We start from the raw sequence: 18,515 nt of genomic DNA on the forward strand, positions 1-18,515 counted from the left end.
ACTCATCGCCGACCCGTCAGCCGCAGGCAAGCTGAGCCATAGCGGAAGCCTTGGCGCCGGGCGCAATGCGCGGCAAAGGGGGCGTGATGCTGATCGTGCTCTCCCCGGCCAAGGCGCTGAATTTCGACGCCGCGCCGCCGTCCGCCCCGCTGACCCTGCCGCAACTGGCCGACCAGACCGCCGAGCTGGCCAAGACCACGAAGAAGCTGCGCGTCTCCGACCTGAAGCGGATGATGTCGCTGTCCGACGCCCTGGCGAAGCTGAACCGCGAGCGGTTCCAGGCCTTCCAGCCCGAGAGTGAGGACGGACTGCAGGCTGCCTTCGCATTCAACGGCGACGTCTATCTGGGCCTGAAGGCGCGCGAACTGGACCGGAAGGCGTTGGCGTGGGCGCAGGACCACCTGCGCATCCTGTCCGGCCTCTACGGCGTCCTGCGCCCGCTCGACGCGATCCAGCCTTACCGGCTGGAGATGGGCGTGCGGATCAAGACCCGGCGCGGCCAGAGCCTCTACGACTTCTGGGGATCGCGGATCTCTGCTGCGCTGGACGAAGCCGCCCTGGGCCACAAGGACCGCACGGTGGTGAACTGCGCCAGCGGCGAATACTTCGGCGCCGTGGATCGCCAGGTCCTGAAGGCGCCGGTGGTCTCCTGCCGGTTCCTTGAGGAGAAGGACGGCGAGGCCCGCATCATCTCGTTCTTCGCCAAGCGGGCGCGCGGCGCCATGGCCCGCTACGCCATCGACAACCGGATCGACCGGACCACGGACCTGAAGGCCTTCGACGTCGACGGCTATCGCTTCCAGCCGCACCTGTCGTCGGACGAGGAACTGACCTTCGCCCGGCCGCAGCCACCGCCGCCCAGAGCCCGTCCCAGTCGGCTTGAATCAAGCCGACCGGGATGAACGGGCTCGACCTCTTTGCTTTAGAGGCCTTCTTGTCCGGTCATGAAAAGGCATCCTGACCGGGAAGGCCTCTAGCGGGCCAGGGCTCAGGCGTAGAGGCCGGCCGGACCGCGCCAGCCGCCGGTCACCGTGAATCGCCAGGTGCGTTCGGCGCCCGGCAGGTCGTGCTCGCCCCAGGCCACCTCGGCAGTTCCCTGGAGCTGCAGCAGCTCGCCGTTGGCGAAGTCCACGAACAGCAAGGCCGCGCTGGGCTCCAGCAGCAGGTTGCCCAGGGTGTTGAAGTAGCGGTTGCCCCGATAGTCGGGGATCGTCAGCACATCGCCCGCGACGCGCACGAAACCGGGGGGACCGCCCCGGTGGGAGACATCGACGCCGCCGTTCTCCACCCCCGGCCCGCTGGAGGTGGCGACGAAGAAGGTGTCGGCCGCGGCGACCTGCTTGCGGGCGCGGGCGTCCAGGCCCTGGAACGGCTCGGCGTGGATGGCGACGCGGCGGTCCGCCATCACGTGGCGGGGATGGATGTACTGCGGGCAGTTGCCGAAGCTCTGCGCGACCTGGACGGTCAGGCCATCGGGACCGGCGGCGGTGACCACGCCGTTGGCGCGGTTGCGGCGGCGGGTGTCCGGCTGGATGCCGAGCAGTCCGATCGGCGCACCCGCGACCAGGCGCCGGCCCGCCGGATCGGCGCTGTGGGCGGCGATGCTCAGCGTCGTCGGGTCGGGACTGCCGACGAAGCCCGGCCGCCCGGTCAGCAACGTGGCCATCGGCGCGCCCGCCTCGTCCAGGGTCGCGGCGACCATGAACGGGAGCGAGGCGAAGAAGTCCCGGTGCTGGTCGGGCATGACGCTGCGTATGCCCGCGCCGCCGGGGATGTGGTCGGCGCCGGAGAGCGCCTGGGCGCGCAGTTCGCCGACGTGCCAGGGGGCGGCGTCCATCACGCGGCCCGCGGCATGGGCTTCACGCCGGGCAGCGCCTCGAACCGCGCGATCCAGGCGCGGACGGCCGGATAGGGCTCCAGGTCCACGCCGCCCTCGGGCGCCACGACGACATAGGGATAGCAGGCCACGTCGGCGAGGGTCGGCTCGGCGCCGGCCAGCCACGCCTGCCCGGCCAGCGCGGCGTCCATGAAGCCCAGCAGCCGCGCGGCCACGGCCTGCGCGTCGGCCAGGTCGGTCTTGAGGCCGAACAGGTGGACGGCCCGGGCGTTGGCCGGTCCAAAGCGGATTTCGCCCGCCGAGATCGAAAGCCAGCGCTGCACCCGCGCGGCTTCGGCGGGCGCCTCTGGCAACCAGCGGCCGTCGGCATCGTACCGCTTGGCCAGGTAGACGAGGATGGCGTTGGAGTCGGCGAACACCAGCCCTTCGTCCTCCAGCACCGGGATCTGGCCCAGCGGGTTGAGGCGGCGGAAGGCCTCGGTGTCACGCTGGTCGCGACCGGCCTCCACCGTCTCGAACGGCAGCCCGAGCAGGCGGAGGAAGAGGTCGACCTTGTGAACGTGGCCGGACAACGGGACGCCGTGCAGGCGGATCTGAGCGCTCATGCCGGTAAAGCTAGACGTTGCGTTGGCGGAACGTAACCGCGCAAGATAGCAAGTCAGAATTGCGATAGATGGAATAATGGACCGGCTGGACGAGCTCGCGGTCTTCCTGGCCGTGCTGGAGACCGGAAGCCTGGCCGCCGCGGCCCGTCGGCTGCGGCGCTCGCCCGCGGCGGTGACCCGGACCCTGGCTGCGCTGGAGGCGCGGATCGGCGTGCGGCTGGTGGAACGGACGACGCGCAGGCTGGCGACGACCGAGGCGGGCCGGCGGCTCGCCGACGAGGCCCGCGCCGTGCTGGCCGCCTACGACGCCGCCATGGCCCACGACGAGGACGGGCCGCTGCGCGGATTCCTCCGGATCAGCGCGCCGCTGGTGTTCGGCCGGCGCCATGTGGCGCCGGTGCTGGCCGCCTTCCTGGACGCCCACCCGCAGGTCACCGTCGAACTCGCACTGAACGACCGCAACCTCGACCTCGTGGACGCGGGCATCGACGTGGCGCTGCGGATCGGGGCCCTGGCCGACTCCAGCCTGCTGGCCCGCCGCGTCGGCGAGGTGCGACGCGTCGTGGCGGCCTCGCCCGCTTACCTGGCCAGCCGTGGAACGCCGGAAAGGCCCGGCGACCTGGCTGGGCACGAAATCGTCTATTCCAGCACCCAGCCGGGGCCGACGGAGTGGCGGTTCGAGGGGCCGCGCGGCCCGCAGACCGTGCGCCTGCGGCCCAGGCTGATGGTCAATGCGGTGGAGCCGGTGATCGAGGCGGCCGTCCAGGGGCGCGGGGTGACGCGGGTGTTGTCGTACCAGCTCGCCGACGAGCTGGCGGATGGCCGGCTGGTGCGGTTGCTGGCCGGATACGAGCCCGCGCCGATCCCGGTGCAGCTGGTCACGGTCAGCGCCCGGCTGATGCCGCCCCGGGTGCGGGCGTTCCTCGACTTCGCCGCCGTCGAACTCTCGCGCCTCGAGGTGGTTCGCCCGGGCTGACCTCGCGTCACGGTTTCCATTGATAACCTACGGCGCCATGCTTCCCGGCAACGACACGGGAGGACGTCCGATGACCCTGCACACCAAGCTCTGCGACCTGCTGGACGTGAAGCATCCGATCATGCTGGCCGGCATGGGCGGGGTCTCCTACGCCGAGCTGGCGGCGGCGGTGTCGAACGCCGGCGGCTATGGCGTGCTGGGCATGGCGGGCCGCAGTCCGGAGTTCATCCGCGAGCAGATGCGGGCGGTGAAGGCGCTGACGGACAAGCCGTTCGGCGTCGACCTGCTGGCCGCCTCGCCGGAGAGCCTCACCGCCTCGGTGGAGATCATCATCGAGGAGGGCGCCTCCTCGTTCGTGGCGGGCCTGGGCGTGCCCATGCCGATCATGGAGAAGCTGAAGAAGGCTGGCCTCAAGGTGATGGTGGTCTGCGGCGCCGTGAAGCACGCCGTGAAGGCCGAACAGGCCGGCTGCGACGCCGTGATCTGCCAGGGCGGCGAAGGCGGCGGGCACACCGGCCTGGTCGGCACCCTGCCGCTGGTGGCCCAGGCGGTGGAGGCCGTGAAGATCCCGGTGGTGGCGGCGGGCGGCCTCTACGACGGGCGCGGCCTGGCCGCCGCGCTAAGCCTGGGCGCCGTGGGCGTCTGGATGGGCACCCGGTTCATCGCCTCGGCCGAGGCGCACGCGGGCCAGATGTACCGGGACGTGATCGTCGAGGCGACGGACGAGGACACCATCCGCACCCGCAGCTATTCCGGCAAGCCGATGCGGGTGAAGAAGAACCCCTATGTCGAGGACTGGGAGAAGCATCCCGCCGACATCCAGCCCTTCCCGCAGCAGGCCATGCTGTCGAGCCGCGAAGGCGTGATGGGCGGCATCGGGGGCCAGATCGAAGGGCTGGACATCGACCGGTCCTGCTTCGCCATGGGCCAGTCGGCCGGCGGGGTGAGGGACGTGCTGCCGGCCGCCGAGATCGTGGCGCGGATCATGGCCGAGGCGGAGGCCGCCATCGACCGGGTCGCCGCGATCAAGGCCCGCTCGGCGGTCCCAGCTTAGGCGGCGTTGGCTAGGTAGGCCACGGGATCGCGCAGGAAGTCCCGCGCCTCGCCCAGGCAGCCCTGCCAGGCCGCGAGGTGGGTGAGCGCGCTGTCGCGGGTGTCGGACTTGACCAGCAGGGCGGCGTAGATGGCGTGCGGCTTGCCGACCTTGTCCTGGTAGATTCGGCAGAAGACCGAGGTCTGGTTGAAGCCGTTGATCTGGCCGAGCGTCGGGGCGCCGCCATCCATGAGACTGTCGAACAGCGCGGCCTGGCAGGCGCGGCCCTGGGCGTTGCAGCCGGCGAACTGCAGCGAGAAGTTGGCGGCGGTCGACGTGACCGTGACGAAGACCGAGTCGCCGTCGCGGCGGTTGGTCTGCACCTTGGCCCCCGCCGAGCCCAGCAAGTCCATCAGGCTCTGCGGGTTCTGGGCGTCGAACGCGGCGGCCGCAGGCGTCTTCGCCACGGGCTTCGCGGGCGCGGCCTTCGGCGCGGGCGTCGCGGCGAGGCACAGGAGGGCGGCGGGCAGGAGCAGCAGTCGGCGTGTCATGTCGGACCGCTAACAGACCCCCGAGTTTGGCGCGAGCGTGTCCGTCCGGTTTCCGTGGCGGGATGGTGCGCGCCCCGATAGAGTTCCGAAGCTTGAGCCCTGGGGAGGGGATGTGATGGGATTGATCGTCGCTGGCGCGTTCCTGGTTCTGGCCCTGGTGGTCGCCCTGGGCGCCATCAAGATCGTGCCGCAGGGGCGCGAGTACACCGTCGAGCGGTTCGGGCGGTACACCCGGACCCTGAAGCCCGGCATCAGCTTCCTGACCCCGTTCGTCGAGGGCGTCGGTCGGCGTATCAACATGATGGAACAGGTGCTGGACGTTCCGCGCCAGGACGTGATCACCAAGGACAACGTGTCGGTCCAGGTGGACGCCATCGTCTTTATCCAGGTGATGGACGCCGCCGCGGCCGCCTATCGGGTGACCAACCTGGACTTCGCGATCACCCAGCTCACCATGACCAACCTGCGCACCGTGGTGGGCAACATGGAGCTGGACGAGGTGCTGTCGCAGCGCGACCAGATCAACACCCGGCTGCTGGACGTCATCGACCAGGCGACCAGCCCCTGGGGCGTGAAGGTGGCGCGGATCGAGATCAAGGACCTGCAGCCGCCGCCGGACATCACCAACGCCATGGCCCGGCAGATGAAGGCCGAGCGCGAGCGGCGCGCGGTGATCACCGAGGCCGACGGCGAGAAGCAGGCCGCCATCACGGTGGCCGAGGGCCAGAAGCAGTCGGCGATCCTGCAGGCCGAGGGCCGCCGCGAGGCCGCCTTCCGCGACGCCGAGGCGCGGGAGCGCGCCGCCGCCGCCGAGGCCAAGGCGACCGAGCTGGTCTCCGACGCCATCGCCCAGGGCGACGTCAACGCCATCAACTACTTCGTCGCCCAGAAATATGTGGAGGCCTTCGCCAAGCTGGCCGAGAGCCCGCAGCAGAAGACGGTGATCGTGCCGGCCGACATGGGATCCCTGGTCGGCACCATCGCCGGCATCGGGGAACTGGTGAAGTCGGTCAACGCCGACGGACCGGCGCCGCCACGTCCGCAGGCCCGAGGCGGCCGCGGCTCGGCCGTGCCCTCCACGGGAGCCTAGAGGCCCATGGACACGATCGCGGGCCTCTACGCCGCCCAGCCCTTCTGGGTGTGGGCCGGCCTGGCGGCGGCGTTGCTGGCGGTCGAGGTCGTGACCGGTTCGGGCTGGCTGCTGTGGGCCTCTGCGTCCGCGGCGGCGACCGCGGCGGTGGTCGGCCTGCTGGACCTGTCCGTCCCGACCGCGCTGCTGGTCTTTGCGCTCCTGACCCTGGTCTCGACCCTGTTGGCGCGCCGCTACCTGCCGCGGCAGGCGACCGCGCCGGCGGGGGACATCAACGACAACATCGCCAGGCTGATCGGCCACCGGGGTGCGGCGGTGAAGGCTTTCAAAGGCCACTCGGGCCGGGTGTTTATCGACGGCAAGGAGTGGGCGGCCGAGCTGAGCGAGGGCGAAGCGCTCGAAGCCGGCGCCAGCGTCGAGGTCGTGGGCGTGGACGGCGCGCGACTGAAGGTGCGGCGCACCTGACGGCGAGGGCTTCGCCACGGGGGTCGCCGAACGTGGTGCTGTCAAGCTAAGTATTTGGAAACAAGCCACACTTCGGCCCGCTTCGCTGGGCAGCTTGACCCCGGCGACGTGGCCGCGTTTATGTGCCCGCAAAATCACGACCCCAAGGTCACGACCCAGGAGAAGACACAGGTGAAGACGCCTAAAGCAATCGGGCTGGCGATGGCGATGATCGCCGCGCTTCTCGTCCCGGCGGCTGCTGTTTCGCAGTCCAAGAAGGCCGCCGAGGTTCCCGCCGCCGCGCGCAAGTCGGGCATGGCCCAGGCGCCGGCCGTGGTGCAGACCGCGGGCCTCTCCTGCCAGGTCTCGGACGCCCGCCTGATCGGCGAGGACAAGAAGTCCAAGACCTCCTACTATGAGGTCGCCTGCGGCACGGGCCAGATGGGCTACGTCCTGCAGAAGCCGGCCGAAGGCTCGGTCACCGCCTATAGCTGCGTCGAGGCCAACACGCCGCCGGCGCCGGGCCAGGCGCCCTCGGCCCCCTGCATCCTGCCGGGCAACTCCGATCCGAAGGCCGTGCTCCAGCCGCTGCTGAAGACGGCCGGCGCCGACTGCATCCCCGAACAAGTCCGCGGCATCGGCCAGACCAAGACCAACACCTACATGGAAGTCGCCTGCCAGGGCGGCACGGGATACATCGTGCTGGCCAGCGTGCCCTTCGACGGCGCCAAGCCGCTGCAGGCGCAGAACTGCCTGATGTACGATGACGCCGAGACGAACATCAAATGCACGATGACCGACAAGGCCACGCGCCTCGCCGCCATCGACAAGTACGTCACCCAGGCCAACAACGGCTGCGCGGTGAAGGATCGCCGCTTCGTGGGCGTGTCAAAGGACAACTCCACCTTCTACGAAGCCTCCTGCCAGGACGGTAAGGGCTACATCTACAAGGTGGGCTCCACGGGCGCCCTGACCGAGACCTACGAATGCGCCAAGGCCACCCAGATCCTGGGCGGCTGCACCCTGACCGACGCCCGCCAGGCCCAGAACGAACAGGCCGGCCTCTACACCAAGCTGGTCACCAACGCCGGCGGCAAGTGCGACGTCGACAAGTACGCCCTGTTCCCCTCGAAGCCGGGCGAGGAAGTCGTCGAACTGGTCTGCAAGGACGGTTCGGGTTCGATCCTGATCTCCAAGGCCGGCGCCAAGGGCCAGGCCCTGGACTGCGCCCGCGCTCCGGTGGCCGGCTACAAGTGCTCGCTGACCAAGCCGGAAGCCGCCTACGCGCTGCTGACCGCCGACCTCAAGAAGTTCAACTACAACTCCTGCGAGGTCTCGAACAGCCGAGTGGTCGGCAAGACCGAGAAGGGCACGACCTACGTGGAAGTGGCCTGTGCGGACAAGCTCAAGGGCTACATGATCGAGTACCAGGACACGCCGACCGTGACGGCCGTGCAGGCCATCGGTTGCGCGTTCGCCGGCAACTGCAAGCTGCCCGGCAACACCTAGACCTCGGCGAAAGCCAGGACGGCCAAGGCCCGCGGAGCGATCCGCGGGCCTTTTGCTTGCGCGATCCCCCCTTGCCGAACGTGGGGGCAGGGCGTCGAGATTGGGCCTTCTGGAATCGAAGGAACGCCCATGCCGGCCTATGTGATCTTCATCAAGAACAGCACCATCGACGCCGAAGAGCTGAAGACCTACAGCCAGAAGGCCGGCGCGGCGCGGGGCGACCACCAGATCACGCCGCTGGCGTACTACGGCCCGCTGGAGGTGTTGGAGGGCGACTCCGCCGAGGGCGTGGTGCTGCTCCAGTTCCCCGACAAGGCGGCGGCCCGGGCCTGGTACGATAGCCCTGCCTACCAGGAGGCCAAGCAGCACCGGCTGAAGGGCGCCGACTATCGGGTCATCCTGGCCGAAGGGCTGGGCGGCTAGATCGCCGCCTCGATGAACATGGGCCCGCGCTGGCCCATGGCGCCTTCGAAGGCGCGCTCGAAGTCCTCGGCGCTGGTGCAGCGGACGGCGGGCAGGCCGAGGCCGCGGGCGAGCTGGACCCACTCCACCTTGGGGTCGCCCAGGTCCAGCAGCTTGCGGGCCGAGGGGCCGGCCTCACCGGCCCCCGTGCGCTGCATCTCGATGTTGAGGATGCGGTAGGTGTGGTTGGCGAAGACCACCACGGTGATGTCCAGGTCTTCCCGCGCCATCGTCCAGAGCGCCTGGACGGTGTACATCGCCGCCCCGTCGCCGTTGAGGCTCAGCACCTTGCGGTCGGGCGCGGCGACGGCGGCCCCGATGGCCAGCGGCAGGCCGATGCCGATGGCGCCGCCGGTCAGGGCCAGCACCTCGTGCGGCCGCGCCGTCGAGCCGGCCGCCGCGACGCCCGCGCCGGAGGTGACGGCGTCGTCGCAGATGATGGCGCCTTCGGGCATGTGCCGGGCGATCGAGGCGCCGACCGCATAAGCCGTGAGCTTGCCGGTGGGCGCCGCCTCGGGCAGCGAGAGCGTTTGGCTGGGCCCCTCCTTGGGCGCGCCCAGGGCGTCGGCCAGGGCCGCCAGGCCCGCGACGGCGTCCTCGCCCCGCTCGGCCAGGGTGAGCTGCGCGCAGCCCTCCGGGACCAGCACGCTGGGCCGGTCGGGATAGGCGAAGAAGGCCACCGGCATGGTGGTCCCCGCATAGACCATCAGGTCCACGCCCTCGAGCTCGGCCAGGGCCATCTCGCCGAAGTACTGCATCTTCTTCGGCGCGAAGCCGCCGGCGCCGCGCGGCTGGCGGGAGACGAAGGTGTCGGAATAGACGGTGACGCCGGCCGCCTGGAGGCGCGCGGCTTCCTTGAGCGCCTCGGCGCGGACGGCCTGGCCGCCCAGCAGGAGGACCGGCTTCTTCGCCGCCTTGATCGCCCTGGCGGCCGCCTCGACCGCGGAACCTGCCGGGGCGGGGCGCACCGGACGCTGGGCGATCACCGGCTCGCCGGAGGCGGGGAGCCAGGCGCTGTCGGCCGGCAGGATCAGGCTCACGGGCCCGCCGGGCGGCCCGAAGCTGGCGGCCACGGCCTCGGCCGCGAGGCCGGCCACGGCGTCCGGCGTGTCGGCCGACTTCGCCCAGATGGAGTTCGGCTTCACCAGCGTGGCGATGTCGGAGTTCAGCGGCGCGTCGTACTGGCGATGATAGGTGGCGTGGTCGCCGATCACGTTGACAATGGGCGTGTAGGCGCGCCTGGCGTTGTGCAGGTTCGCCACGCCGTTGCCGTAGCCGGGGCCCAGGTGCAGCAGGGTGCAGGCGGGCTTGTCGGCGATCCGGCCGTAGCCGTCGGCCGCGCCGGTGGCCACGCCCTCGAACTGGCACAGCACCGGGCGCATGGCCGGCACGCCGTCGAGCGCCGCCACGAACTGCATCTCGCTGGTGCCGGGATTGGCGAAACAGGCGGTGACCTCGTTGGCCACCAGGGTCGAGATCAGGGCGTCGGCGCCGTTCATTGGAACACCATCACGTCGGAGGGGGCGGGGTCGGCGAACAGCCGGTCGATGGCCTCGGCGCGGCGGGCGCGGGCGAGGCTCTGGGCGATGTAGCCCTTGTCGGTGATCTCGCCCGAGCTGGCGTCGGGCGCCTCGGGCAGCAGCAGGGCGCGGGCGACGCGGCCGCCGGAGCCCTTGGCGCGCGCGTTGAGCCCCTCCAGGCCCTTGCGGACGGCGGCCTCGATCTCGGGCCGGGGCCGGGTGGGGTTCGGGTAGAGCAGCAGGCCCACGGCCTCGCCGTTCTCGCCGCAGACGACCGCGTCGGTCACCGCGTCGCCGATCGCGCCGACCGCGCCGATCCGCAGTTCCCCGACCGAGACGAAGGTGCCGGAGGCCAGCTTGAAGTTCTCCGAGAGCCGGCCGTCGAAAACCATCCCGGCCCCCGGCTGGCCCGGTTCGACGAAGCGGGCGGCGTCGCCCAGGCGGTAGAAGCCCTCGTCGTCGAAGGCGGCGGCGGAGAGTTCGGGCCGGCCCAGGTAGCCGGGCGTGATCTGGGGACCCTTGACCCGGAAGTCGAGCTTGCCGGCCTCCGGGACGAGGCGCACCGAAGTCCCCGGCAGGGGCAGGCCGATCATGCCCATCCGCGCGTTGGCCCAATGGACGTTGCAGGCGGTCGGCCCGGTCTCGGTGGCGCCGTAGCCCGACCCGAAACTGATCCGCTCGCCGACCGTGCGCACCGCCACGGCCTGGATGCGGTCGGCGGTGGCCTGGCCCAGGGCGGCGCCGCCGTACTGCAGGAGGCGCACCCGCGAGAAGAAGGCGCGCGCCAGTTCGTCGTCCTGCTCGAGCGCCTCGGCGAACAGCATCCAGGCGGCGGGGACCATGTTCTGGTAGGTGGGCGCCACCTCGCGCAGGTTGCGCAGCGTCTCGCCGAACCGGGCGGCGGTGGGCTGGCCGGCGTCGATGTAGAGCGAGCCGCCACGGTGGGCTGAGTAGTGCAGAATCGCGTTGGCGCCGAGGCTGTGGCTCCAGGGCGCGGAGTGAACCATCACCGGGGGATCGGGATCGTCGAAGCAGGCGGCGATCTGGGCCGCGTTCACGCTCATGGTGCGCTGGGTGTTGATCACAGCCTTGGGCAGGCCGGTGGAGCCAGAGGTCAGCAGGTACTTGGCGTGCTGCTCCGGCGTGGCGGTGGGCGGGGTTGATCCGACGCTATACAGCCGCGCCAGGGGCGTGTCGCCCGGCCGGGGATTGGCGGCGGCGATCACCGGCAGGCCGGCCAGGACGTCGGCGGCCAGGCCTTCCGCGAACAGGGCGGCGTCTTCGGTGTAGACGGCGGCCGGCCGCAGCACTTCGCAGGCATGGGCGAGGCGCGCGACATTCGCGCCCGGAAGGCCGTACTGCGGGGAGACCGGCGCCACCGGCATTCCCTGGCCCATGGCGGCGTAGGCGATCAAGGCATGGTCGATGCTGTTGCGGGCGAGGATCAGCAGCGGCCGCTCGCCCACCACGCCCAGGTCTCGCAGGCCCGCGCCCAGGGCGGCGATCCGCTGCCAGGCCTCTGCGAAGCTCAGGGTCCGCCAGCCGGCGCCCGAGCGCTCGGCCAGCCAGACGCGCTTCGGCGCCGCGACGGCCCAATGGGCGAGTGGGGACGTGGTCGTCTCGAACCGGGTCGAGAACGGCGTCGGGTTGGTCAGCACATATTCGCCGCCGGCGCGTTCCTCGACGTCGAGACGGCTTGGCGCATAGCGTGGGTCCCGGAACGGGGCGGTCGAGATGTTGAGCTCGGCGTCCATGCGCCGAGGGTTACGGGGGCGGCGCGCGAAAGGGAAGCCCTTCGCGTCGGCTCATTGAGACGGCTGGCTCGCCTCGAGCGAGGGCGACGGCCTGTACCGCAACGACTGAAGGGGCCTGGCGTCCACGGGCTCGGTCTCTCCCACGCTCGCGGCGGCGCACGCGATGAGGCGGTCCGCGACGTCGCAGAGCGGCTCGATCACGTCGAGCTGCCGTATCCAGGCGTGGATCAGCGCGTCGACCCCGTGGAGCGTTCCCCAGACCTGGCCGGCGATCGAGGCGGTGGTGTCGCTGTCCCCGTCATGGTTCGCCGCCAGGCGGAGCGCATCCTCGAAGCTGTCGGCCCGGAGCGCGGCGTAGAGGCCGATCGCCAGGGCCTCCTCGCCGGTCCAGCCTTGCCCCAGGGTCGCGAGCGCGTCGCGGGGCGGGGTGTCGCTCGCCGCCGCGGCCCTGGCCGCCCGGACCGCCGCCAGCACCTCCTGGCCGCCCGCCGTCTTCTCCAGGCGGGCCTCCATTCGCGTCAGCGCCGTCGCCAGGGGCGTCTCGGCCAGAAGGTCGCGGACCAGGCTCGCGAGGGCGGCGGCGCTGAGGCGGCCGGTGGGGTGGCCGTGGGTGAGCGCGGCCGCGGCGTGGGCAAGGTGGAAGGCCTCGTCCACGTCGATCCCCGGAATCAGGCCCAGCGGCGCCACGCGCGCGACGGCGCCGCTGCCCTTCGAGTCGTTGATGGGCGCGGCGGGCGTCCCGCGCGCGCCGGCCTTCAGCGCCGACAGGCAGGTGCTGCCCGGCGCGCGCACGGCCCAGAGTTCGCGATACTGACTGAGGCCCGTGGGTCCTGACGTCCATTCTTCCCGCTGGGTGCGGAACCAGGCCAGGTAGGCGTGCCGCACCCGGGCCAGGATCTGCTCGGGCTTGGGAGGAGCCCCCGCCGCGACCGCCGACAGAAGGCCGTCGGCGGTGTAGAGCGCCATCTGGGTGTCGTCGCTGACCGGGAGGCGTCCTCCTTGGGCTTGCGGCTCCAGGAGCCCCGCGTCGCCGAACGTCTTGCGGATCTGCGTCCAGGACTTGAACTCGACGGGATAGCCGAACGCGTCGCCCAGCGCCCCGCCAAGGAGGCAGCCCAGGATCTTCCCCGCCAGGCGGTGTTGCCGGACGGCTCCGTCGGCCGGCGCCGAGGCGCGGGACTGGCCCAGCGCAGGCGTCGCAAGGCGCGGGGCCCGCGCCTTCGCCGCGGCCTCGCCGGCGGGAACGCCAAGCTCGACCAGGAGCCGCGCCGCCATCCACCGGGCGCGCGCACCGCCCCCGTCGCAATGGATCAACACCTTGCCGCCCCGCCGCAGGACCTCCCTCAATCGATGCCCGGCGTAGGTCCACAGGCGTTCGAAGCGCGCGTCGGGCGGGGCGCCGACGCGCAGGGCGATGTGGTGCCACTGGGGCGTCAGGCCGGACAGGGCGTCGGGAAGGTCCGCGAGCCCGAGGAGCCTGAGCTCCTGCGGCGACATGAGGGTGACGATCGCGTCGGGCCGGAAGGCCGTCACCGCCTCGAGGTCTTCCGCCAGGCTGGCCGAACCCCCGCCGGGGCAGGCCGACACGCCAATGATCGCCCGACCGTGAGCGATCGCTTCGATACGGAACGATTGCGAGGCGCAGGCGAGACTCATGACCGGGACCCTCGGTTGACACGGAGGTGAACTGACTTAGTGTGTGAATCACACTTACCAGCCCTGACTTAGTGTCGTCAATACACGAACATGCCCTTCACATACGAATATCCCCACCCCGCCGTCGCGACGGACATCGCGGTCTTCACCCTGAGGCGCGGCGCGTTGAACGTGCTGCTCATCGAGCGGGGCGCGGCGCCCTACCTGGGCGCGTGGGCGCTTCCGGGCGGCTTCCTCCAGCCCGACGAGGAGCTGGACGAGTGCGCGCGTCGCGAACTCCTGGAGGAGACCGGCGTCGACGCGGACCTGCTCCTGCACTTCGGCAACTTCAGTGCGCCGGATCGCGACCCGCGGGAGCGGGTGATCTCCGTGGCCTATCTGGCGCTGCTGGCGTCCGACGAGCTGCGCCTGGAGGCCAGCACCGACGCGGCCCAGGCACGATGGTTCGCGGTCGGCGACCTGCCGGAGCTGGCCTTCGACCACGCCGAAATCCTGCGCCGCGCGCTGGAGGTGCTGGGGTCGAGGGCGCGGACGATCTCGCCCCTGTTCGCCCTGCTGCCGGCGAGGTTCACCCTGAGCCAGCTCCAGGGGGCGTATGAGGCGGTCACCGGCGAGGAAGCGGAGAAGCGGAACTTCCGCAAGATGGTGGCCAGCCTGGGGTGCGTGTCCGAGACCGATGATTTCGCCCACGGCTCCCATCGGCCCGCCCGCCTGTACGAGGCCGCGAGCTAGGTGGTCGTCAGGGAACGCCGCCGCGCCTCCAGATACAGCCGTTCCGCCGGCGCGGGCCCGAGCGCCAGCGCCGCGTCATAGGCCGCGCGGGCGTCCGCGCGCCGGCCGGCCTTGGCGCTGAGGGCGGCGAACGCGGCCTGGTAGGGCAGCCAGGTCTCCATGCCCTGGATCTTCGCCAGTTCCGCGAGGCCCGCCGCCGCCCCCTCCGCCTCGCCGATGGCGACCGCGCGGTTGATGGCGATGGCGGCGTGGGGCCGGAGTTGGGCCAGGATGTCGTAGAGGGCGGCGATCGTCGGCCAGTCGGTGGCGCCCCCGGTCTCGGCGCGCGCGCAGTGGGTCGCGTGGATCGTGGCCAGGATCTGGCGGGGTCCGCTGCGGCCCAGGGCGGCGGCGCGGTCGAGGAGCGTCGCTCCCTCGGCGATCAGGTCGCGGCGCCACAGGCCGATGTCCTGCCGGTCGGGCGGAACCATGGCGCCCAGGTCGCCCAGGCGGGCGGGGCGGCGCGCCTCCGCGAACCGGACCAGGGCGGCCAGGCCCAGAACCTCGGGTTCGTCGGGGACGAGCTCGGCCAGCAGGCCGGAGAGGCGCAGGACCTCGACGGCGAAGCCGGCGGTCTCGCCGGCCAGGGCGGCGTCCTCATAGGCCTGGGCGTAGGCGATCTCGAGTGTGGTGAGGACGGCTTCCAGGCGCTCGGGCCAGGCGTCGCGGGCCGGAACCTCGAAGGGCACGCCGGCGCCGGCGATCTTCGCCTTGGCCCGCGTGATCCGTTGCAGCATGGCCGGTTCACCGACGAAGAACGCGCGCGCCAGCCGCTGGGTGGAGAGGCCGCAGACAACCTTGAGGGTCAACGCCACCCGGGAGTCCGGCGCCAGCGCAGGGTGGCAGCAGACGAAGATCAGTTTCAGCCGCTCGTCCGGGATGGGCTGGTGGGCCGCCATCAGCGCCTCCTCGGGCGTGGGTTCCGGTTCGGGCGTGTCCAGCACGGCGCGCTCGCGCACGGCGGCGCGGCGCTTGGCGTCGATGGCGCGCCGGAGCGCCGCGCGCCACAGCCAGGCGGCCGGGTCGCGCGGCGCCTGGTTGGGCCAGGCGACGAGGGCAGAGGTGCAGGCCTCGGCGAAGGCGTCCTCGGCCAGGTCCAGGTCGCGCAGGCGCGCGGCCAGGGCGGCGACCACCCGCGGACGGGCCGCGGAGATAGCCTGGCCGAAGCGGCGCATCAGTGGACGATCAGCGGCCGGACCTCGACCTTGCCGCCATCGGTCACCGGCACGCGTCTGGCGATGGCCAGGGCCTCATCGAGGTCGGGCACGTCGATCAGGTAGTAGCCGCCCAGGTGCTCGCGGGTCTCTGCGAACGGGCCGTCGTGGATCGTCTGCTGGCCGTTCTGGGTGACCACGGTGGTCGCGGTCTCGCTGCCCTGCAGGCCGGCGCCGTCCTTCTGGATACCCTTGGCGCGAAGTTCGCCGGCGAGCGCCATATGCTTGGCGACGATGTCCGCCAGCGCGGCCTGGCCGGCCTCGCCGGCATAGGCGTCCTCGGGTTCGTAGATCAGGATCATGTATTGCATCTTGGTCTCCCGCTCGGGTTGAGATTGCGCGACGCGGAGGCGTGCGTCATCCGGGAGACGCGCCACCGGCAGCGGATTCGACAGGGGCTTGCGACATGCGTGCGATTTTTCTGACGGCGGCCCTGGTGCTGGCGGCGAGTTCGGCCTCGGCCGCGGACGATCCACACAACCGCGCCCTGGCGGCCGGCTACAAGGCGGCCTTCCTGTGCAGCGGGATCTTCAACGCCGGCCAGAGCGAGGCGCAGGTCGCCGCCGACGACCTGGAAGGCATCTATCCAGACTACCAGGCGCTGGTGCGGACCCTGCCGGCGACGGTGGACCGGACGGCGAAAACGGTAAGCGTGCCGTTCGACGACAAGCTGCCGCCGCGGATCGCGGCGTGGCGGCCGGGCCTGGGCTGCGCGCAACTGCCGATCGGCGCGCCGGCCACGGGGATCGCGAAGCTCCCCCGACTGGCGATCCAGCCGCCGCCTGCGAAGGCCCGGTGGCCGGATGGGGACGAAGGGGCGACCGCGCCCGGCCCGGCCAAGCTGGGCCCCGTGGTGGAGAAGGCGTTCGACAAGGCGGCCTACGGCGGCGCGACCACGGCCGTGCTGGTGGTGCGCGACGGCAAGATCATCGGCGAGCAGTACCGGGCGGGCTACGACCTGCACACGCCGCAGCGGACCTGGTCAGCGGCCAAGAGCCTGACCGCCACGGTGGTGGGACGGGCCGTGCAACTGGGCAAGGTGAAGGTGGAGGCGCCGGCCAACATCCCGGAGTGGAAGACGCCCGGCGACCCGCGCGCGGCGATCACGATGGCGCAACTGATGCACATGAACTCGGGCCTCTGGACCGACGGGCCGGGCAACCGGACGGACGAGGTCTACCTGGGCGGCGGCGCGGTGACCGAATGGGCGACGCGGATGCCGCTGGAGGTCGCCCCCGACACCCGGTTCCGGTACGCCAACAACGACACCCTGCTGGCGGCGCGTAGCGTGCGCGCGGCCCTGGGCGACGGGAAGGCGGCGCTGGAGTTCCCGTTCGCCGAGCTGTTGTGGAAGATCGGGATGCGGCGCACCACGCCGGAGACCGACTGGCAGGGGAACTACATCCTCTCCAGCCAGGTCTGGACGACGGCCCGCGACCTGGCGCGGCTGGGCCTGCTCTACCAGAACGACGGGGTCTGGAACGGCGAGCGGCTGCTGCCGGCCGGGTGGTCGGGGTTCGTGGCCACGCCGGCGCCCGTGCAGCCGGAGCGGAACGCGGGCTACGGCGCCTTCTTCTGGCTCTACGGCGAGGCGCTGGGCCTGCCGGAGGGGACCTACGCCATGAACGGCAACCGCGGACAGTACGTGTTCATCGTGCCGTCGAGGAAGGTGATCGTCGTGCGGCGCGGCTTCGACGCCGCGGGCGGCCCGCAGTTCGATGCGCCGAAGTTCGCGAAAGACGTGCTGGCGGCGCTGGATTAGGCGGCCAGCGTCTCCAGGAACCGCACCGGCTCGCCCAGGCTGGGCGCCACGATCTCGTCGTCGCGCATGACCACGCGGCCGCGGATGATCGTGGCCTTGGGCCAACCCTTCGCCTCGAAGCCGTCGAACGGGGTCCAGCCGGCGCGGGTGGCCATCTGGTCGTGGGTGATGGTGCGCCGGGCCTTCAGGTCGACGATGGTCAGGTCGGCGTCGTAGCCGACGGCCAGCCGGCCCTTGTCGGCCAGGCCGAAGATGCGTTGCGCGCCGTGGCTCGTCAGGTCCACCAGGCGCTCCAGGCTGAGCTTCCCGTCGGCCACATGGGTCAGCATGATCGGCAGCAGGGTCTGCACGCCGGGCATGCCGGAGGGCGAGGCGGGATAGGGCCGGGCCTTCTCCTCGCGGGTGTGCGGGGCATGATCCGAGCCCAGGACGTCGGCCACGCCGTTGGCGATGCCGGCCCAGAGGCCCGCCCGGTGATAGGCGTCGCGGATCGGCGGGTTCATCTGGGCGAAGGCCTTGAGCTCCTCATAGGCCTCGGGGCCGGCCAGGGTCAGGTGCTGGGGCGTGACCTCGACCGAGGCCACGTCCTTGTGGGCGGCGAGGTATTCGATCTCGTCCTTGGTGGTCACGTGCAGGACGTGGATCCGCTTGCCGAGCTGCTGGGCCAGCCGGACCAGGCGGTGGGTGGACTGGATCGCCGACTGGGCGTCGCGCACCTCGGGGTGGCTGGTCCAGTCGCCGGTGCGGGCCAGCGGCCGGCGCTCGGCCAGGCGGTACTCGTCCTCCGAGTGGAAGGCGGCCCGGCGGTTGATGTGGCGCAGCACCTGCTCGATGCCTTCGTCGTCCTGCACCAGCAGGGTGCCGGTGGAGGCTCCCATGAACACCTTGATCCCGCAGCAGCCGGGCAGGCGCTCCAGCTCGCCCAGGAAGGCGGCGTTCTCGTGCGTGCCGCCGACGTAGAAGGCGTGGTCGCAATGCATGCGGTGGTTGGCGCGCTTAAGCTTGTCGGCCAGCGCGTCCGGGTCGGTGGTGGTGGGCTCGGTGTTCGGCATTTCAAAGACCGCAACAACGCCCCCGAGAACCGCGCAGCGCGACCCGGTCTCCAGGTCTTCCTTCCACTCCAGGCCGGGCTCGCGGAAGTGGACCTGGGTGTCGATGACGCCCGGCATGATCGTGAGGCCCGAGGCGTCGAACACCTCGCCGGCCGAGGCCTGGGAGAGGTCGCCCACCGCGGCGATCTTACCGCCGGTCACGCCCACGTCGGCGGCCCCGCGCCCGGCATGGTTCACCACCTCGCCCCCGCGGACGATCAGGTCGTAGCTCTCAGGCAT

The 18,515-nt window shown here is 71.4% G+C and carries 18 protein-coding genes; 9 read left to right on the forward strand and 9 right to left on the reverse strand.

The annotated features are described in order from the left end of the window. The first annotated feature begins 86 nt into the window (after positions 1-86). Positions 87-902: a peroxide stress protein YaaA gene (gene yaaA / locus EPO51_RS09345; RefSeq protein ID WP_293349966.1), complete on the forward strand. Its 816-nt coding sequence runs from the start codon at positions 87-89 to the stop codon at positions 900-902. 86 nt (positions 903-988) lie between these two features. On the opposite strand, the gene EPO51_RS09350 is transcribed toward yaaA, so the two are convergent. Then, a complete protein-coding gene (locus EPO51_RS09350) occupies positions 989-1,837 on the reverse strand; it encodes a pyridoxamine 5'-phosphate oxidase family protein (RefSeq protein WP_293349172.1) in 849 nt (282 codons plus the stop codon). After that, the gene (locus EPO51_RS09355) at positions 1,837-2,442 is read right to left on the reverse strand and encodes a glutathione S-transferase family protein (RefSeq protein ID WP_293349174.1); all 606 of its coding nucleotides are present in this window, start codon (positions 2,440-2,442) and stop codon (positions 1,837-1,839) included. The genes EPO51_RS09350 and EPO51_RS09355 overlap by 1 nt, the downstream gene beginning before the upstream one ends. Positions 2,443-2,518: 76 nt before the next feature. Between EPO51_RS09355 and EPO51_RS09360 the strand changes: the two genes are divergently transcribed. Further along, positions 2,519-3,418 carry a LysR substrate-binding domain-containing protein gene (locus tag EPO51_RS09360; protein WP_293349176.1) on the forward strand — a complete coding sequence of 300 codons (900 nt, stop codon included), beginning with the start codon at positions 2,519-2,521 and terminating at the stop codon, positions 3,416-3,418. A 70-nt stretch (positions 3,419-3,488) separates the two neighbouring features. Beyond that, positions 3,489-4,472, forward strand: coding sequence for an NAD(P)H-dependent flavin oxidoreductase (locus EPO51_RS09365; protein ID WP_293349178.1), 984 nt, complete (start codon positions 3,489-3,491; stop codon positions 4,470-4,472). Here the strand turns inward: EPO51_RS09365 and EPO51_RS09370 are convergent. Next, the gene (locus EPO51_RS09370; RefSeq protein WP_293349180.1) at positions 4,469-5,002 is read right to left on the reverse strand and encodes a hypothetical protein; all 534 of its coding nucleotides are present in this window, start codon (positions 5,000-5,002) and stop codon (positions 4,469-4,471) included. The genes EPO51_RS09365 and EPO51_RS09370 overlap by 4 nt on opposite strands. Positions 5,003-5,117: 115 nt before the next feature. Between EPO51_RS09370 and EPO51_RS09375 the strand changes: the two genes are divergently transcribed. From EPO51_RS09375 to EPO51_RS09390, 4 genes are all read left to right on the forward strand, one after another. Further along, complete coding sequence (locus EPO51_RS09375) at positions 5,118-6,092, forward strand: SPFH domain-containing protein (protein ID WP_293349182.1); 975 nt, start codon at positions 5,118-5,120, stop codon at positions 6,090-6,092. Positions 6,093-6,098: 6 nt separating this feature from the next. After that, positions 6,099-6,557 (forward strand): NfeD family protein, encoded by a 459-nt coding sequence (locus EPO51_RS09380; protein ID WP_293349185.1) that lies wholly within the window; start codon positions 6,099-6,101, stop codon positions 6,555-6,557. Between the two features lie 171 nt (positions 6,558-6,728). Next, a complete protein-coding gene (locus tag EPO51_RS09385; protein ID WP_293349187.1) occupies positions 6,729-8,045 on the forward strand; it encodes a hypothetical protein in 1,317 nt (438 codons plus the stop codon). A gap of 129 nt (positions 8,046-8,174) precedes the next feature. After that, positions 8,175-8,468, forward strand: coding sequence for a DUF1330 domain-containing protein (locus tag EPO51_RS09390; protein ID WP_293349189.1), 294 nt, complete (start codon positions 8,175-8,177; stop codon positions 8,466-8,468). On the opposite strand, the gene EPO51_RS09395 is transcribed toward EPO51_RS09390, so the two are convergent. Genes EPO51_RS09395 through EPO51_RS09405 form a run of 3 tightly spaced genes read right to left on the reverse strand, consistent with a single transcriptional unit; the run spans position 8,465 to position 13,437 of the window. Further along, positions 8,465-10,006: an acetolactate synthase large subunit gene (locus EPO51_RS09395; protein WP_293349191.1), complete on the reverse strand. Its 1,542-nt coding sequence runs from the start codon at positions 10,004-10,006 to the stop codon at positions 8,465-8,467. The two genes, EPO51_RS09390 and EPO51_RS09395, sit on opposite strands and share 4 nt — an antisense overlap. After that, positions 10,003-11,781, reverse strand: coding sequence for a feruloyl-CoA synthase (locus EPO51_RS09400; protein WP_293349193.1), 1,779 nt, complete (start codon positions 11,779-11,781; stop codon positions 10,003-10,005). The genes EPO51_RS09395 and EPO51_RS09400 overlap by 4 nt, the downstream gene beginning before the upstream one ends. Positions 11,782-11,832: 51 nt before the next feature. Next, on the reverse strand, positions 11,833-13,437 hold the full coding sequence (locus EPO51_RS09405; protein WP_293349195.1) for an ADP-ribosylglycohydrolase family protein: 1,605 nt from the start codon (positions 13,435-13,437) through the stop codon (positions 11,833-11,835). Positions 13,438-13,527: 90 nt separating this feature from the next. Here EPO51_RS09405 and EPO51_RS09410 point away from each other — a divergent pair, with 90 nt between their 5' ends. After that, positions 13,528-14,169 (forward strand): NUDIX hydrolase, encoded by a 642-nt coding sequence (locus tag EPO51_RS09410; RefSeq protein WP_293349198.1) that lies wholly within the window; start codon positions 13,528-13,530, stop codon positions 14,167-14,169. Here EPO51_RS09410 and EPO51_RS09415 read toward each other — a convergent pair. Then, on the reverse strand, positions 14,166-15,383 hold the full coding sequence (locus tag EPO51_RS09415; protein WP_293349201.1) for an RNA polymerase sigma factor: 1,218 nt from the start codon (positions 15,381-15,383) through the stop codon (positions 14,166-14,168). The two genes, EPO51_RS09410 and EPO51_RS09415, sit on opposite strands and share 4 nt — an antisense overlap. Continuing rightward, complete coding sequence (locus tag EPO51_RS09420; RefSeq protein WP_293349203.1) at positions 15,383-15,733, reverse strand: YciI family protein; 351 nt, start codon at positions 15,731-15,733, stop codon at positions 15,383-15,385. Before EPO51_RS09420 ends, EPO51_RS09415 begins: the two co-directional genes overlap by 1 nt. A gap of 95 nt (positions 15,734-15,828) precedes the next feature. On the opposite strand from EPO51_RS09420, the gene EPO51_RS09425 reads away from it, so the two are divergent. After that, complete coding sequence (locus tag EPO51_RS09425) at positions 15,829-17,184, forward strand: serine hydrolase domain-containing protein (RefSeq protein ID WP_293349205.1); 1,356 nt, start codon at positions 15,829-15,831, stop codon at positions 17,182-17,184. Here EPO51_RS09425 and EPO51_RS09430 read toward each other — a convergent pair. Beyond that, on the reverse strand, positions 17,181-18,515 hold the full coding sequence (locus tag EPO51_RS09430; protein ID WP_293349207.1) for a dihydroorotase: 1,335 nt from the start codon (positions 18,513-18,515) through the stop codon (positions 17,181-17,183). The genes EPO51_RS09425 and EPO51_RS09430 overlap by 4 nt on opposite strands.

It is taken from the genome of Phenylobacterium sp., from assembly GCF_004297125.1.
Lineage (GTDB): Bacteria > Pseudomonadota > Alphaproteobacteria > Caulobacterales > Caulobacteraceae > Phenylobacterium.

What these genes read in the sequence shown, in the direction of transcription:
- yaaA (WP_293349966.1), top strand. Translation starts at nt 87, where the DNA reads ATGCTGATCGTGCTCTCCCCGGCCAAGGCGCTGAATTTCGACGCCGCG.
- EPO51_RS09350 (WP_293349172.1), bottom strand. Translation starts at nt 1,837, where the DNA reads ATGGACGCCGCCCCCTGGCACGTCGGCGAACTGCGCGCCCAGGCGCTC.
- EPO51_RS09355 (WP_293349174.1), bottom strand. Translation starts at nt 2,442, where the DNA reads ATGAGCGCTCAGATCCGCCTGCACGGCGTCCCGTTGTCCGGCCACGTT.
- EPO51_RS09360 (WP_293349176.1), top strand. Translation starts at nt 2,519, where the DNA reads ATGGACCGGCTGGACGAGCTCGCGGTCTTCCTGGCCGTGCTGGAGACC.
- EPO51_RS09365 (WP_293349178.1), top strand. Translation starts at nt 3,489, where the DNA reads ATGACCCTGCACACCAAGCTCTGCGACCTGCTGGACGTGAAGCATCCG.
- EPO51_RS09370 (WP_293349180.1), bottom strand. Translation starts at nt 5,002, where the DNA reads ATGACACGCCGACTGCTGCTCCTGCCCGCCGCCCTCCTGTGCCTCGCC.
- EPO51_RS09375 (WP_293349182.1), top strand. Translation starts at nt 5,118, where the DNA reads ATGGGATTGATCGTCGCTGGCGCGTTCCTGGTTCTGGCCCTGGTGGTC.
- EPO51_RS09380 (WP_293349185.1), top strand. Translation starts at nt 6,099, where the DNA reads ATGGACACGATCGCGGGCCTCTACGCCGCCCAGCCCTTCTGGGTGTGG.
- EPO51_RS09390 (WP_293349189.1), top strand. Translation starts at nt 8,175, where the DNA reads ATGCCGGCCTATGTGATCTTCATCAAGAACAGCACCATCGACGCCGAA.
- EPO51_RS09395 (WP_293349191.1), bottom strand. Translation starts at nt 10,006, where the DNA reads ATGAACGGCGCCGACGCCCTGATCTCGACCCTGGTGGCCAACGAGGTC.
- EPO51_RS09400 (WP_293349193.1), bottom strand. Translation starts at nt 11,781, where the DNA reads ATGGACGCCGAGCTCAACATCTCGACCGCCCCGTTCCGGGACCCACGC.
- EPO51_RS09405 (WP_293349195.1), bottom strand. Translation starts at nt 13,437, where the DNA reads ATGAGTCTCGCCTGCGCCTCGCAATCGTTCCGTATCGAAGCGATCGCT.
- EPO51_RS09410 (WP_293349198.1), top strand. Translation starts at nt 13,528, where the DNA reads ATGCCCTTCACATACGAATATCCCCACCCCGCCGTCGCGACGGACATC.
- EPO51_RS09415 (WP_293349201.1), bottom strand. Translation starts at nt 15,383, where the DNA reads ATGCGCCGCTTCGGCCAGGCTATCTCCGCGGCCCGTCCGCGGGTGGTC.
- EPO51_RS09420 (WP_293349203.1), bottom strand. Translation starts at nt 15,733, where the DNA reads ATGCAATACATGATCCTGATCTACGAACCCGAGGACGCCTATGCCGGC.
- EPO51_RS09425 (WP_293349205.1), top strand. Translation starts at nt 15,829, where the DNA reads ATGCGTGCGATTTTTCTGACGGCGGCCCTGGTGCTGGCGGCGAGTTCG.
- EPO51_RS09430 (WP_293349207.1), bottom strand. Translation starts at nt 18,515, where the DNA reads ATGCCTGAGAGCTACGACCTGATCGTCCGCGGGGGCGAGGTGGTGAAC.